The following is a 15,015-nucleotide window of genomic DNA, read 5'->3' as shown; positions in this document are numbered from 1 at the left end:
AAATCAATTATTCACCTTTATTTTTTTTAATAATTTCTTCAGAAACAGACTTCGGTACTTCTTCATAATGATCAAATGTCATTGAGAATGTTCCGCGTCCTTGAGTGTTAGAACGTAATGCCGTTGCATAACCGAACATTTCAGAAAGTGGAACCATAGCGCGAACAACTTGTGCGTTACCGCGAGCTTCCATACCTTCTACACGTCCACGACGAGATGTTACGTCACCCATAATGTCACCCATGTACTCTTCAGGAATTACAACTTCAACTTTCATCATTGGCTCAAGAATTACTGGGCTACATTTAGAAACCGCAGCTTTAAGCGCCATAGATGCAGCGATTTTGAACGCCATCTCAGAGGAGTCAACATCATGGTAAGATCCGTCAACTAACGCAGCTTTAATGTCAACTAGTGGATAACCAGCTAGTACACCATTTTTAAGTGAGTCTTCAAGACCCGCTCCAACAGCTGGGATGTATTCACGTGGAACTACACCACCGACAACCTTGTTTTGGAATTCGAATCCTTTACCTTCTTCATTAGGTTCAAACTCAATCCAAACGTGACCGAATTGTCCACGACCACCAGATTGACGAGCGAACTTACCTTCAACTTTCGCAGCAGCGCGGAAAGTCTCACGGTATGCTACCTGAGGAGCACCAACGTTTGCTTCCACTTTGAATTCACGGCGCATACGGTCAACGATGATATCAAGGTGAAGTTCACCCATACCAGCGATGATTGTTTGGCCAGTTTCTTGGTCAGTGTGAGCACGGAATGTTGGATCTTCTTCAGAAAGCTTAGATAATGCTGTACCCATTTTATCTTGGTCAGCTTTAGATTTTGGTTCGATAGCTACAGAGATAACTGGCTCTGGGAATTCCATAGACTCAAGGATAACAAGGCTCTTCTCGTCACAAAGAGTATCACCAGTAGTAGTATCTTTTAAACCTACAGCAGCAGCGATATCACCAGCGTAAACTGTTGAAATCTCTTCACGGCTGTTAGCGTGCATTTGTAGGATACGACCTACACGCTCACGCTTACCTTTAGTTGAGTTTTTCACGTATGATCCAGAGTTTAACACACCAGAATACACACGGAAGAACGTTAACTTACCAACATAAGGGTCAGTCATGATTTTGAATGCTAGAGCTGCGAATGGTTCTTCATCGCTAGACTTACGCTCGATAGCTTCCTCCGTATCCGGAAGAGTACCTTTAATAGCAGGTACATCTAATGGAGATGGTAGGTAGTCAATAACTGCGTCTAACAGAATTTGAACACCTTTATTTTTGAATGCAGAACCACAGATTACTGGGAAGAATTCAACAGAAGTTGTAGCCTTACGGATACCAGCTTTAAGCTCTTCTACAGTGATTTCTTCACCTTCTAGGTACTTCATCATCATTTCTTCATCAAGCTCAGCTACCGCTTCAATAAGTTTTCCACGGTATTCTTCAGCTAATTCTTTGTGCTCTTCAGGAATTTCGACACGCTCGATGTCTGTTCCTAAATCGTTAGCGTACATGTAAGCACACTCTTCAACAAGGTCAATGATACCATTGAACTCATCTTCAGCACCGATTGGTAACTGAATTGGATGTGCGTTTGCTTGTAAACGATCGTGGATTGTTCCTACAGAGTATAAGAAATCTGCACCAATCTTATCCATTTTGTTAACGAATACGATACGAGGTACACCATAAGTAGTAGCCTGACGCCAAACAGTTTCTGTTTGTGGTTCTACACCAGATTGCGCATCAAGTACTGCTACTGCGCCATCAAGTACGCGTAAAGAACGTTCTACTTCTACTGTGAAATCTACGTGTCCTGGAGTGTCAATGATATTTACACGGTGACCTTTCCATTGTGCTGTAGTTGCAGCAGAAGTAATTGTGATACCACGTTCTTGCTCTTGCTCCATCCAGTCCATCTGAGATGCACCTTCATGAGTTTCACCGATTTTATGAATACGTCCTGTGTAATACAGAATACGCTCAGTTGCTGTTGTTTTACCAGCATCGATGTGAGCCATGATACCAATATTACGAGTGTTTTCTAAAGAGAACTCTCTAGTCATTTGGTGTCTTGCTCCTTCCATATATGGATTGGATTATTTTATTTTAAGTAGCAAAAAAGCCACTTTATATTGTTACATATGCCAGTGTCCAGTACCCTCATTATGTAAAACGAGCGCCCAACGAAAGGGAGAGGCATTCTCCCTCTCCACACTTCCATAAGCGACAAATAAAGCGGTTTATGCTTACATTTATTTTACGTTGAATCCTACCAACGGTAATGAGCAAATGCTTTGTTAGCTTCTGCCATTTTATGAGTGTCTTCACGTTTCTTAACAGCTGCACCAGCGTTGTTAGATGCATCTAAGATTTCGTAAGCTAGACGCTCTTCCATAGTTTTTTCACCACGAAGACGAGCATAGTTTACTAACCAGCGAAGACCTAAAGTTGTACGGCGTTCTGGACGAACCTCAACCGGAACTTGGTAGTTAGCACCACCAACACGACGAGCGCGTACTTCAAGAACAGGCATGATGTTCTTAAGAGCTTGCTCGAATACTTCCATTGGTTCTTTATCTGAACGTTCACGAACGATTTCGAAAGCGTTATAAAGAATTGTTTGAGATTTACCTTTTTTACCGTCAACCATCATTTTGTTGATTAGGCGTGTTACAAGCTTAGAATTGTACATTGGATCTGGTAACACGTCACGTTTCGCAACAGGTCCTTTACGAGGCATATTGAGTTCCTCCTTTCATTATAAGTTTATTATTTTTTAGCAGGTTTTGGTCGCTTAGTACCATATTTAGAACGTCCTTGCATACGTTTGTCAACACCAGCTGTATCAAGCGCACCACGAACGATGTGGTAACGTACCCCTGGTAAATCCTTTACTCGACCACCGCGAATTAATACTACGCTATGCTCTTGTAGGTTATGACCGATACCTGGGATGTAAGCTGTAACTTCAATACCATTTGTTAAACGTACACGAGCGTATTTACGTAACGCTGAGTTCGGTTTCTTCGGAGTCATTGTACCAACACGAGTACACACACCACGTTTTTGAGGTGCAGAGATATCAGTTGATTTTTTCTTTAAAGAATTAAAACCTTTGTTTAACGCAGGTGATTTAGACTTCCATACTTTATCAGTACGACCATTTCTCACTAATTGGTTAATAGTAGGCATTTGTTTATCCTCCCTTCGCATGTTTGTATGACCACATATCCAGGTGGTTCATTATTAGTTGAAAACAAAGTTTTTGCAAGGAAGAGCAAATGCTCTCTCCTCACAAAAACAGTTTTAACTTATTATTCCTATTGCTGAAGCTCCCACTTGAATCCCCGAAACTTTTCCAAGCTTACGAACTGATTCAACTTTGGTTATGGGTACGTTATGTTGCAAGGCAGTACGAATGATAACATGGGTTAACCGCACATCAGCATCTTCCGCAATAACAACTTCTTTAACTATACCATTTTTGATTGCTTCCAATGTTCGTTTATAACCAACGACTACATTTTCAGCATTTGACACTTTTTGATAAGACATATAAATATCCTCCAAAGCATCGTTCAGGAGCAACCTTGATTATAGTAACATTTTGTCTCATACAATGTCAACTAGGATTAGCTGTTTTTATACAAAATTTACGACGGAAAATTTTACTGTTCCACATAAACTTCATCGTTTTCTACATTCATGTTATCTTGTGTTGTTTTTACAAGATCCACTTGGCGATAACGATTCATACCTGTTCCAGCAGGAACAAGCTTACCGATAATAACATTCTCTTTCAATCCTAGAAGCTCATCGCGTTTACCCTTAATTGCTGCATCTGTTAGAACACGAGTTGTTTCTTGGAACGATGCTGCAGATAAGAACGAATCAGTTTCAAGTGAAGCTTTAGTAATACCAAGTAGAACCGGTCTAGCTGTTGCTGGTTGTTTACCTTTCAGTAACACCTTCGCATTCGCATCAGTAAACTGATGGATGTCTAGTAATGTTCCTGGTAATACATCTGTTTCACCCGCATCACTTACACGAACTTTACGTAGCATTTGACGTACCATTACTTCTACGTGTTTGTCACCAATTTCTACCCCTTGCATACGGTATACTTTTTGAACTTCACGTAATAAGTATTCTTGAACTGCTGTAATGTCCGTTACTTTTAGTAATTCCTTCGGATCAATAGAACCTTCTGTTAACTCTTTACCGTGGCTAATTGGCTGTCCTAGAGTTACTTTCAGACGAGCACCGTAAGGAATAGCATACGTACGAGCTTCAACTTCACCCTGTACAACTACTTCTTGGCGATCTTTAACATCGTTGATCGCTGCGATAACACCGTCGATTTCACTGATAACTGCCTGACCTTTCGGATTACGAGCTTCGAAGATCTCTTGGATACGAGGTAAACCTTGTGTGATATCATCTCCGGCAACCCCACCTGTATGGAACGTACGCATCGTTAACTGTGTACCTGGCTCACCGATAGATTGAGCTGCGATAATACCTACCGCCTCTCCTACTTCTACGTCTGTACCAGTTGCTAAGTTACGACCGTAACACTTTTTACATACACCATGGCGAGTATTACACGTAAACGCTGAACGAATATTTACAGTTTCAACACCCGACTTTTCAACGATATGAGCAATATCTTCAGTAATTAATTGATTTTCAGCAATTAATACTTCACCTGTTTCAGGATGTTTTACAGTTTTTCTCGCAAAACGTCCAACAAGACGATCATATAGTGACTCAATAACTTCATTACCCTCTTTAATCGCACCAATTAGTAAACCACGATCTGTCCCACAATCATCTTGACGAACAATTACATCTTGTGCAACGTCTACAAGACGACGTGTTAAGTAACCAGAATCGGCAGTTTTAAGTGCTGTATCGGCAAGACCTTTACGCGCACCATGCGTAGAGATGAAGTACTCAAGTACTGTTAAACCTTCACGGAAACTTGATTTGATCGGAAGCTCAATGATACGACCAGATGGATTGGCCATCAGACCACGCATACCAGCAAGCTGAGTAAAGTTCGATGCGTTACCACGGGCACCGGAATCACTCATCATGAAGATTGGGTTGCGTTTATTCAAGGATTTCATCAGTTTTCCTTGGATAACATCTTTTGCATTACTCCAAATAGAGATAACGCGATCGTAACGTTCTTCTTCCGTGATTAAACCGCGACGGAATTGTTTAATTACATTATCTACTTTTGCTTGTGCTTCATGGAGAATTTCATTTTTTTCGCCTAATACAAGAATGTCTGATACCCCAACTGTAATACCAGCTTTTGTAGAGTATTTAAATCCTAAGTTTTTCATACGGTCAAGCATGCGAGATGTTTCCGTAATTTGGAAACGTTTGAATACTTCCGCAATAATGTTACCAAGGATTTTCTTGCTAAATGGCGCCACTTCTTCGCGACTAGCAATAATTTCTTTAATGTTCGCACCTTTTTCAACGAAATATTCCGCTGGTGTTTCTTTTTCAAGGTTTGAGTTTGTTGGTTCATTAATATAAGGGAACGACTCTGGTAAGATTTCGTTAAATATTAATTTACCAACTGTTGTTAATAGAAGCTTACTCTTTTGCTCTTCAGTAAACGTTACATTATTTACCGAACTCGCAGCAACTGCAACACGTGTGTGCAGATGTACATATCCATTTTGGTATGCAAGTATTGCTTCGTTTGCATCTTTGAAGACCATACCTTCACCGATTGCACCCTCGCGCTCAAGTGTTAAGTAATAGTTACCTAATACCATATCTTGAGATGGAGTAACAACTGGTTTTCCGTCTTTTGGATTCAAGATGTTTTGTGCCGCTAACATAAGAATACGAGCTTCCGCTTGTGCCTCTGATGATAACGGAACGTGAACCGCCATTTGGTCACCGTCAAAGTCCGCGTTGTATGCAGTACATACAAGTGGGTGAAGACGGATTGCACGACCCTCTACTAGTGTAGGTTCAAACGCCTGGATACCAAGACGGTGAAGTGTTGGTGCGCGGTTTAGAAGTACTGGATGCTCTTTGATCACAGATTCTAAAACGTCCCAAACTTCAGGGTGTACACGCTCGATTTTACGTTTAGCACTCTTAATGTTGTGTGCTAATCCTTTTCCAACTAACTCTTTCATAACGAAAGGTTTAAACAATTCAAGTGCCATTTCTTTCGGCAATCCACATTGGTACATCTTTAAGTTCGGTCCTACAACGATTACAGAACGGCCAGAGTAGTCAACACGTTTACCTAATAAGTTTTGACGGAAACGTCCTTGTTTACCTTTAAGCATGTGAGATAGTGATTTTAATGGACGGTTACCTGGTCCAGTAACTGGACGGCCACGGCGACCATTATCGATTAATGCGTCTACAGCTTCTTGTAACATACGTTTTTCGTTTTGAACGATGATGCTTGGTGCACCTAAGTCCAATAGACGTTTTAAACGGTTGTTACGGTTAATTACACGACGATATAAGTCATTTAAGTCAGAAGTAGCAAAACGTCCACCATCTAACTGTACCATCGGGCGTAGTTCTGGTGGGATAACTGGAAGAACCTCTAAGATCATCCAAGATGGGTGATTTCCAGAGTTACGGAATGCTTCTAATACTTCTAGACGTTTAATAGCACGAGTACGGCGTTGTCCTTGTGCTGTTTTTAATTCTTCTTTTAAGAAGTCTACTTCTTTATCTAAATCGATGTCTTGCAGTAATTTTTTAATCGCTTCTGCACCCATAGCAGCATGGAATGTACTGCCATATCGATCACGATATGCACGGTATTCTTTTTCAGAAAGTAATTGCTTCTTATCAAGTGGTGTATCTCCACTTTCTGTTACAACATAAGAAGCGAAATAAATTACTTCTTCAAGCGCGCGAGGGGACATGTCTAAGACAAGTCCCATGCGGCTCGGGATACCTTTGAAATACCAAATATGAGATACAGGAGCAGCTAATTCGATATGACCCATACGTTCACGACGAACTTTTGCACGCGTTACTTCAACGCCACATCGATCACAAACTACACCTTTATAACGTACACGTTTATATTTTCCGCAATGACATTCCCAGTCCTTTTGTGGTCCGAAAATACGCTCACAGAACAAGCCATCTTTTTCAGGCTTTAACGTACGATAGTTAATTGTTTCTGGTTTCTTAACTTCACCGTATGACCAAGAACGAATCTTGTCAGGTGAAGCAAGTCCAATCTTCATATATTCAAAGTTATTTACATCTATCAAGGGGCCTACCTCCCTTTTAGTCTACAGGTTATCCCAATTATTCCTTAGTTGTCTCAACTTCAACATTCAATTTATCTGCTGATTGATGATCATCATCTTCCGTATCACGCATTTCAATTTCTGTATCGTTGATCGACATCATTTTAACGTCCATACCTAAACTTTGCAGTTCTTTAATCAATACTTTGAATGATTCAGGAACGCCTGGTTCTGGAACATTTTCACCTTTAACAATTGCTTCATACGTCTTAACACGTCCAATAACATCATCAGACTTCACTGTTAAGATTTCTTGAAGAGTATAAGCGGCACCATAAGCTTCAAGTGCCCAAACCTCCATCTCACCGAAACGCTGTCCACCGAACTGAGCTTTACCTCCAAGAGGTTGCTGCGTTACAAGTGAGTATGGTCCAGTAGAACGAGCATGAAGCTTATCGTCAACCATGTGCGCAAGTTTGATCATATACATGACACCAACAGATACACGGTTATCGAATGGCTCACCAGTACGTCCGTCATACAGGATTGTTTTCGCGTCATTTGCCATACCAGCTTCTTCAATTGTGCCCCATACATCTTCCTCACGAGCACCATCGAATACCGGTGTTGCAATGTGAATACCAAGGTATCTTGCTGCCATACCAAGATGAAGCTCTAATACCTGACCGATATTCATACGAGATGGTACCCCCAATGGGTTTAACATGATATCGATTGGCGTACCATCTGGTAAGTAAGGCATATCTTCTTCCGGTAAAATACGGGAAATAACACCTTTGTTACCATGACGACCGGCCATTTTGTCACCTTCAGAAATTTTACGCTTTTGAACGATATATGCACGTACAAGTTGATTCACGCCTGGTGGCAATTCATCGCCATCTTCACGGTTAAACACTTTTACGTCTAAGATAATACCGCCACCACCGTGTGGTACACGTAGTGATGTATCACGTACTTCACGTGCTTTCTCACCGAAGATTGCATGTAATAGACGTTCTTCTGCCGTTAATTCTGTTACACCTTTTGGCGTTACTTTACCAACAAGTAGATCTCCATCTTTTACTTCAGCACCGACGCGAATAATACCGCGCTCGTCAAGATTACGAAGTGCATCTTCTCCAACATTCGGGATATCACGTGTAATTTCTTCTGGTCCAAGCTTCGTATCACGAGCTTCTGATTCATATTCTTCAATATGGATAGAAGTGTACACATCATCTTTTACAAGGCGCTCACTCATGATGATCGCATCCTCATAGTTATAACCGTCCCATGTCATAAAGCCAACAAGCACGTTACGTCCAAGAGCTAGTTCACCTAGTTCCATAGAAGGACCATCCGCAAGGATTTCACCTTTTACAACTTGGTCTCCAACACTTACGATTGGACGTTGGTTGTAGCAAGTTCCTTGGTTAGAACGAATGAATTTTTGCATTTTGTAGCGATCTAAGTCGCCTTTTACTGTTTGACCGTCAACGTCTACATAGCGACGTACCCAAACTTCACGTGCTTCTACGCGCTCAACAACACCAGGCTGTTTACAGATTACTGCAGCACCTGAGTCTTTTGCTGATACGTACTCCATACCTGTACCTACAATCGGAGATTCCGGATTTATTAACGGAACCGCCTGACGTTGCATGTTCGCTCCCATAAGTGCGCGGTTAGAGTCATCGTTTTCTAAGAACGGAATACAAGCTGTCGCTGCCGACACTACTTGTTTTGGAGATACATCCATGTAGTCGATGCGTTCTTTATTTGTGACAATGTTTTCACCACGGAAACGAGCTACGATATCTTCATCAAGGAATTCCCCTACTTCAGATAATTTCATATTCGCTTGGGCTACAACATAGTTATCTTCTTCATCTGCTGTTAAATAATCAACCTGCCCTGTTACAAGACCAGTTTCTGGGTCAACACGACGGTATGGCGTTTCAATGAAACCAAACTCATTTACTTTCGCAAACGAAGATAATGAGTTAATCAAACCGATGTTTGGTCCCTCTGGTGTTTCGATTGGACACATACGACCATAGTGAGAGTAGTGAACGTCACGTACTTCAAAGCCTGCGCGCTCACGCGTTAAACCACCGGGTCCTAATGCAGATAGTCTTCGTTTGTGAGTTAACTCTGCTAATGGGTTTGTTTGATCCATGAACTGAGATAACTGAGAACTTCCGAAGAACTCTTTAATAGATGCAATAACCGGGCGAATGTTAATTAACGCTTGTGGTGTAATTGCATTTGTATCTTGAATCGACATTCTCTCACGAACAACACGTTCCATACGAGAAAGACCGATACGGAATTGGTTTTGTAGTAACTCTCCTACAGAACGCAGACGACGATTTCCTAAGTGGTCAATATCATCTGTATCCCCTACTTTATATAGCAAGTTAAAGAAGTAGCTAATAGAAGCAAGAATATCACCTGGTGTGATGTTTTTTATATCACGAGTAATATTTGCATTCCCAATTACGTTTATAGATCGTTCGCCTTCTGATTCTGGAGCATAGATCTTAATAGATTGCAGCTCAACATCGCCTGCTACCACTCCACCCATTGGTTTCGCTGTTTTGAATCCAATGTTTTTCTCTAAGTAAGGTAGAATACGATCCAGTGTACGACGATCTAAGACTGTTCCTTCTGCCGCTAAAATTTCACCAGTTTCTGGATCCACCAGTGTTTCAGCTAAACGTTGGTTAAACAATCTGTTTTTAATGTGTAGCTTTTTGTTGATCTTATAGCGACCTACATTTGCTAAATCGTAGCGCTTCGGATCAAAGAAACGAGACACAAGTAAGCTCTTTGCATTTTCTACTGTTGGTGGTTCACCAGGGCGTAGACGCTCATAAATTTCAAGCAATGCTTTCTCTGTGCTATCTGTGTTGTCTTTTTCTAACGTATTGCTTAAGTATTCGTTATCACCTAAAAGCTCGGTGATTTCTTGATCAGAGCCAAACCCTAATGCGCGTAACAAAACAGTTACAGGAAGTTTACGCGTACGGTCAATACGCACATATACAACATCCTTAGCATCTGTTTCATACTCTAACCAAGCTCCGCGGTTTGGAATTACAGTAGCAGTAAAACCACGTTTTCCGTTTTTATCCACTTTGCCACTATAGTATACGCTTGGAGAGCGAACTAACTGGGAAACGATAACACGTTCTGCACCGTTAATTACGAATGTTCCAGTCTCTGTCATGAGTGGGAAATCTCCCATGAACACATCTTGTTCTTTTACTTCACCAGTTTCCTTGTTGATTAGACGCACTTTTACACGAAGTGGTGCTGCATACGTCACATCACGCTCTTTGCATTCTTCTACAGAGTATTTAGGTTCACCTAAGCTGTAGTCGATAAATTCAAGCGATAGATTTCCCGTAAAGTCTTCGATCGGAGAAATGTCTTGGAACATTTCTCGCAAACCCTCATCAAGAAACCACTGATAAGAAGAGGTTTGAATTTCGATAAGATTTGGTAACTCTAATACTTCACTAATACGGGCATAACTTCTTCGTTGGCGGTGGCGTCCGTATTGAACTAGTTGACCTGTCAACTGCTTCACCCCTCAAATCATGAGTATTATAAATGCACAAAAAAATTTGTGCAAAAATCACAAATAAATACAACTACTGCTATTAGCGTAGTTTTTTTCTCTTAAAGATAGATACGTTGAGTCTTTCTATCTGCTCAAAAAAGAAAAATGGCTTCTATAAGAAAACCATCATTCTGTTTCATAATCTGCTGATTTTACTATCTTTTCCAAGAGAAACAAAAATATACATCTTTCTCAACGCAGAAAATCATATATTGGCATTGTATAATGTTAACATAGCCAAAAATAACCGTCAACGCTTTTTTGATTTTATGATATAATATCCTTTTTTCTTTTCTACAACTTCAACTTCAGAAAATGCTTCTTCTAGTTTTTTAAGCGCAGATGGCGCACCTTGTTTCTTTTGAATAACAATCCACAATTCTCCACCTGAAACTAAATACTCCACAGCCTTTTCTAAAATCTCATGCACGATATCTTTACCAGCACGAATTGGAGGATTAGATAGAATAGCAGCATACTTGCCATCTACATTTTCATAGACACTACTTTGCAAAATACGTATATTTTCAATTCTGTTATTAGCGGCATTTTCTTTTGCAAGTCCCAAGGCCCTTTCATTCACATCCACCATGTGAATTTCACGATCTTGAAACTCTTTCGCTAACGACAAACCGATTGGACCGTACCCACATCCTACGTCTAACACATTACCTTTAACATCTGGCATTTGAAACGCTTCAATTAAAAGACGAGAACCAAAGTCCACTTCGTTTTTCGAGAACACCCCATGGTCAGATAAAAAAGTAAATCGAGATTCACGAAGTGTAAATTCCCATCGTTTACGATCACTTTTACTAGAAGGGTCGTTAGAAAAATAATGGTCTGCCATATGGCCACCTCTTTTCTTTACAGTTAAAAAAAAAGCTCGCATGAGAGCGAGCTTTTTTTAAAAGCACCAAAAGTTAATTACTTAACTTCTACAGCAGCGCCAACCTCTTCAAGTTTAGCTTTCATTTCTTCAGCTTCCTCTTTAGTAACGCCTTCTTTGATTGCTTTTGGAGTGTTGTCAACTAATTCTTTAGCTTCTTTTAAGCCAAGACCAGTGATTTCACGTACAGCTTTGATAACTTTGATTTTTTGAGCGCCAGCACTTGCAAGTACTACGTCAAATTCAGTTTGCTCAGCAGCAGCTTCACCAGCGCCACCAGCTACAGCTACAGGAGCAGCAGCAGTTACGCCGAATTCTTCCTCGATAGCTTTTACTAAGTCGTTAAGTTCTAATACAGTCATAGATTTAACTGCTTCAATGATTTGTTCTTTAGTCATTGTAAATATCCTCCCTTAAATAGGTTTGTATTGTTTTATAGATAACAAGTAATTATCTTTTAAAAAATTAAGCGCCTTGCTCTTCCTTTTGATCTGCAACTGCTTTAGTAGCAAGTGCAAGGTTACGGATTGGAGCTTGAAGAACGCTAAGAAGCATAGAAAGTAAGCCTTCACGTGATGGAAGAGTAGCGATAGCTTTAACCTCATCAAGTGTTACAAGTTTACCTTCGATTACGCCTGCTTTAATTTCTAAAGCTTCATGATTTTTAGCGAAGTCGTTTAATACTTTCGCAGGAGCAACTACATCCTCGTTACTGAACGCGATTGCGTTTGGTCCTGTTAAGAATTCGTTTAACTCAGCCATTTCAGCAGACTCTGCAGCACGACGAGTTAAAGAGTTTTTGTAAACTTTGAACTCAACGCCAGCTTCACGTAAGTTTTTACGTAATTCTGTTGCTTCAGAAACTGTTAAACCACGGTAGTCAACAACAATTGTAGATTTACTCGCGCGAAGTTTTTCAGCGATTTCAGTTACAACTTGTTGTTTAGTTTCGATTACTTTGCTCATGTTATTACACCTCCTGTAGATTATATAGAAGATGTACCGAAAGTGCACTAAAAACCTCCATGCCCAACTTGTAGACATGGAGGCATATAGTCACAGAAAAAAGATTCCGCTTCGTATATTAACACCTAGGTAGGGAATTAAGTCGAATCGACTCCTACTGTCTACGGTACACTATTAAAATTCACAACATAAATGATTATATTAAAACTTCTTTAAGAAGTCAACTTCCAATTTTTACGCAAGTGTAGAAACGTCTACGCGTACGCCAGGTCCCATTGTAGAAGCAACAGTTGCGTTCTTCATGTAAGTACCTTTTGCAGCAGCTGGCTTAGCTTTTTGTAGCGTGTCAGCAATTGTTTTGAAGTTTTCTACTAATTTAGCATCTTCGAAAGATACTTTACCGATTGGAACGTGGATGTTACCAGCTTTATCAACGCGGTATTCAACTTTACCAGCTTTGATTTCGTTAACAGCTTTAGTTACATCGAAAGTAACTGTTCCAGTTTTAGGGTTTGGCATTAAACCTTTAGGTCCTAATACACGACCAAGTTTACCAACTTCACCCATCATATCAGGAGTTGCTACTACTACATCGAAATCGAACCAACCTTTTTGGATTTTACCGATGTAATCAGCATCGCCTACGAATTCAGCGCCAGCAGCTTCTGCTTCTTTTGCTTTTTCGCCTTTAGCGAATACTAATACACGTTGTACTTTACCAGTACCGTGTGGAAGAACAACTGCACCACGAATTTGTTGGTCAGCTTTCTTAGGGTCAACACCTAAACGGAATGCAGCTTCTACAGTTGCATCAAATTTAGCTGTGTTTGTTTTCTTTACTAATTCTACTGCTTCTGTTGCAGAGTAAGCAGATGCACGATCAACAAGCTTCGCAGCTTCAACGTACTTTTTACCTCTTTTAGCCATGTTTGTTTCCTCCTTGAATGTGGTTTTAGCGGAATAACCTCCCACGTTTACGCCTTCATTCCGGGAACCCCCGAGGATGTGCGCCCATCCATTTATTTAAAAATGATAATCATTTACGATAATAAAGGTTGCGAATTGGAATTCCAGACCCGCAACCTTTTTTACAAAAAACAAATCGAATTAGTCTTCGATAACGATGCCCATACTGCGCGCAGTACCTTCAACCATACGCATTGCAGCTTCTACACTAGCAGCGTTTAGGTCAGGCATTTTAGTTTCAGCGATTTCGCGTACTTTATCACGCTTAACAGTTGCCACTTTATTACGGTTTGGTTCACCAGAACCAGACTCAATACCAGCTACTTTCTTAAGAAGAACAGCAGCAGGAGGAGTTTTAGTAATGAAAGTGAATGAACGGTCCTCAAATACCGTAATTTCAACAGGGATGATAAGACCAGCTTGATCAGCTGTACGAGCGTTAAACTCTTTACAGAAGCCCATGATGTTAACACCTGCTTGTCCTAATGCTGGACCAACCGGCGGAGCTGGATTAGCTTTACCTGCAGGAATTTGAAGTTTTACTATTTTAATTACCTTTTTAGCCACGAGACACACCTCCTTAAGTCCGTGATGTGGTCAATTGGGCAGTGATTTGCCCTCCCACTTCATATTTTATCATAATGATAAAATCTTTTTCAAAAAACGTCTCCGTTACCGAAGACGTACTGACTTAAAAGATATTATCACTTTTTACAATTCATTTCAAGTTTCATTTTATAATTTTTCAATTTGATGGAAATCAAGTTCAACCGGAGTCTCGCGACCGAACATGTCTACAAGCACGCTAACTTTTTTCTTTTCCACATCAATTTCTTCAATCGCACCTGTATAATCCGCGAATGGCCCCTCATTTACACGCACTGTTTCATGAAGTTCAAATTCGAAATCAACCACTTCATTGTCCATTCCCATATGCTTCATGATGGTAACAACTTCCTCTTCCAATAGAGGCGATGGTTTAGATCCTGAACCAGAAGAACCAACAAAACCTGTTACTCCTGGCGTATTACGAACAACATACCAAGAATCGTCAGTCATGATTAGTTCTACTAATACGTAACCTGGGAACACTTTTCTTTTCGTTATTTTTTCTTTACCATTTTTCATTTCTACTTCTACTTCTTCCGGGACAACAACACGGAAAATTTTATCTTGCATACCCATTGATTCTACACGTTTCTCTAGGTTTGCTTTTACTTTATTTTCATATCCAGAATAAGTATGGACAACATACCAACTTTTTTCCATTCATTTAGGACG

The 15,015-nt window shown here is 40.4% G+C and carries 12 protein-coding genes and 1 other annotated feature; all 12 genes read right to left on the bottom strand.

Annotated elements, in window-relative coordinates; all coding sequences use genetic code 11:
• Positions 1–7: 7 nt before the first annotated feature.
• Complete coding sequence (fusA, locus tag AB3X48_RS01435) at positions 8–2,086, bottom strand: elongation factor G (RefSeq protein ID WP_002159606.1); 2,079 nt, start codon at positions 2,084–2,086, stop codon at positions 8–10.
• 206 nt (positions 2,087–2,292) lie between these two features.
• Positions 2,293–2,763 carry a 30S ribosomal protein S7 gene (gene rpsG / locus AB3X48_RS01430; protein ID WP_002063416.1) on the bottom strand — a complete coding sequence of 157 codons (471 nt, stop codon included), beginning with the start codon at positions 2,761–2,763 and terminating at the stop codon, positions 2,293–2,295.
• A gap of 29 nt (positions 2,764–2,792) precedes the next feature.
• Complete coding sequence (rpsL, locus tag AB3X48_RS01425; RefSeq protein ID WP_001142341.1) at positions 2,793–3,215, bottom strand: 30S ribosomal protein S12; 423 nt, start codon at positions 3,213–3,215, stop codon at positions 2,793–2,795.
• A gap of 114 nt (positions 3,216–3,329) precedes the next feature.
• Positions 3,330–3,578 (bottom strand): ribosomal L7Ae/L30e/S12e/Gadd45 family protein, encoded by a 249-nt coding sequence (locus AB3X48_RS01420; protein ID WP_088098626.1) that lies wholly within the window; start codon positions 3,576–3,578, stop codon positions 3,330–3,332.
• Between the two features lie 113 nt (positions 3,579–3,691).
• The gene (rpoC, locus tag AB3X48_RS01415) at positions 3,692–7,303 is read right to left on the bottom strand and encodes a DNA-directed RNA polymerase subunit beta' (protein WP_002091510.1); all 3,612 of its coding nucleotides are present in this window, start codon (positions 7,301–7,303) and stop codon (positions 3,692–3,694) included.
• 37 nt (positions 7,304–7,340) lie between these two features.
• Positions 7,341–10,871 (bottom strand): DNA-directed RNA polymerase subunit beta, encoded by a 3,531-nt coding sequence (rpoB, locus tag AB3X48_RS01410; RefSeq protein WP_002159608.1) that lies wholly within the window; start codon positions 10,869–10,871, stop codon positions 7,341–7,343.
• Between the two features lie 292 nt (positions 10,872–11,163).
• Positions 11,164–11,763, bottom strand: coding sequence for a class I SAM-dependent methyltransferase (locus AB3X48_RS01405; protein ID WP_016103300.1), 600 nt, complete (start codon positions 11,761–11,763; stop codon positions 11,164–11,166).
• A gap of 77 nt (positions 11,764–11,840) precedes the next feature.
• Positions 11,841–12,200, bottom strand: a complete 360-nt coding sequence (gene rplL, locus AB3X48_RS01400) for a 50S ribosomal protein L7/L12 (RefSeq protein WP_002009788.1) — start codon at positions 12,198–12,200, stop codon at positions 11,841–11,843.
• 67 nt (positions 12,201–12,267) lie between these two features.
• Positions 12,268–12,768: a 50S ribosomal protein L10 gene (gene rplJ, locus AB3X48_RS01395; protein WP_002009790.1), complete on the bottom strand. Its 501-nt coding sequence runs from the start codon at positions 12,766–12,768 to the stop codon at positions 12,268–12,270.
• Between the two features lie 39 nt (positions 12,769–12,807).
• Positions 12,808–12,953: a sequence feature (ribosomal protein L10 leader region), on the bottom strand.
• Positions 12,954–13,002: 49 nt separating this feature from the next.
• Positions 13,003–13,695 carry a 50S ribosomal protein L1 gene (gene rplA, locus AB3X48_RS01390; protein ID WP_002009792.1) on the bottom strand — a complete coding sequence of 231 codons (693 nt, stop codon included), beginning with the start codon at positions 13,693–13,695 and terminating at the stop codon, positions 13,003–13,005.
• Positions 13,696–13,875: 180 nt separating this feature from the next.
• Positions 13,876–14,301: a 50S ribosomal protein L11 gene (rplK, locus tag AB3X48_RS01385; protein ID WP_002159610.1), complete on the bottom strand. Its 426-nt coding sequence runs from the start codon at positions 14,299–14,301 to the stop codon at positions 13,876–13,878.
• A gap of 168 nt (positions 14,302–14,469) precedes the next feature.
• On the bottom strand, positions 14,470–15,003 hold the full coding sequence (gene nusG / locus AB3X48_RS01380) for a transcription termination/antitermination protein NusG (protein WP_002009795.1): 534 nt from the start codon (positions 15,001–15,003) through the stop codon (positions 14,470–14,472).
• Positions 15,004–15,015: the final 12 nt, after the last annotated feature.

Source organism: Bacillus sp. S4 (genome assembly GCF_040838205.1).
GTDB classification, from domain to species: Bacteria; Bacillota; Bacilli; order Bacillales; family Bacillaceae_G; genus Bacillus_A; species Bacillus_A cereus_U.
This window is presented reverse-complemented; position numbering and strand designations above follow the sequence as displayed.

Excerpts from the sequence above, each read along its gene's own strand:
- fusA (WP_002159606.1), bottom strand. The coding sequence starts at position 2,086 with ATGACTAGAGAGTTCTCTTTAGAAAACACTCGTAATATTGGTATCATG.
- rpsG (WP_002063416.1), bottom strand. The coding sequence starts at position 2,763 with ATGCCTCGTAAAGGACCTGTTGCGAAACGTGACGTGTTACCAGATCCA.
- rpsL (WP_001142341.1), bottom strand. The coding sequence starts at position 3,215 with ATGCCTACTATTAACCAATTAGTGAGAAATGGTCGTACTGATAAAGTA.
- AB3X48_RS01420 (WP_088098626.1), bottom strand. The coding sequence starts at position 3,578 with ATGTCTTATCAAAAAGTGTCAAATGCTGAAAATGTAGTCGTTGGTTAT.
- AB3X48_RS01405 (WP_016103300.1), bottom strand. The coding sequence starts at position 11,763 with ATGGCAGACCATTATTTTTCTAACGACCCTTCTAGTAAAAGTGATCGT.
- rplL (WP_002009788.1), bottom strand. The coding sequence starts at position 12,200 with ATGACTAAAGAACAAATCATTGAAGCAGTTAAATCTATGACTGTATTA.
- rplJ (WP_002009790.1), bottom strand. The coding sequence starts at position 12,768 with ATGAGCAAAGTAATCGAAACTAAACAACAAGTTGTAACTGAAATCGCT.
- rplA (WP_002009792.1), bottom strand. The coding sequence starts at position 13,695 with ATGGCTAAAAGAGGTAAAAAGTACGTTGAAGCTGCGAAGCTTGTTGAT.
- nusG (WP_002009795.1), bottom strand. The coding sequence starts at position 15,003 with ATGGAAAAAAGTTGGTATGTTGTCCATACTTATTCTGGATATGAAAAT.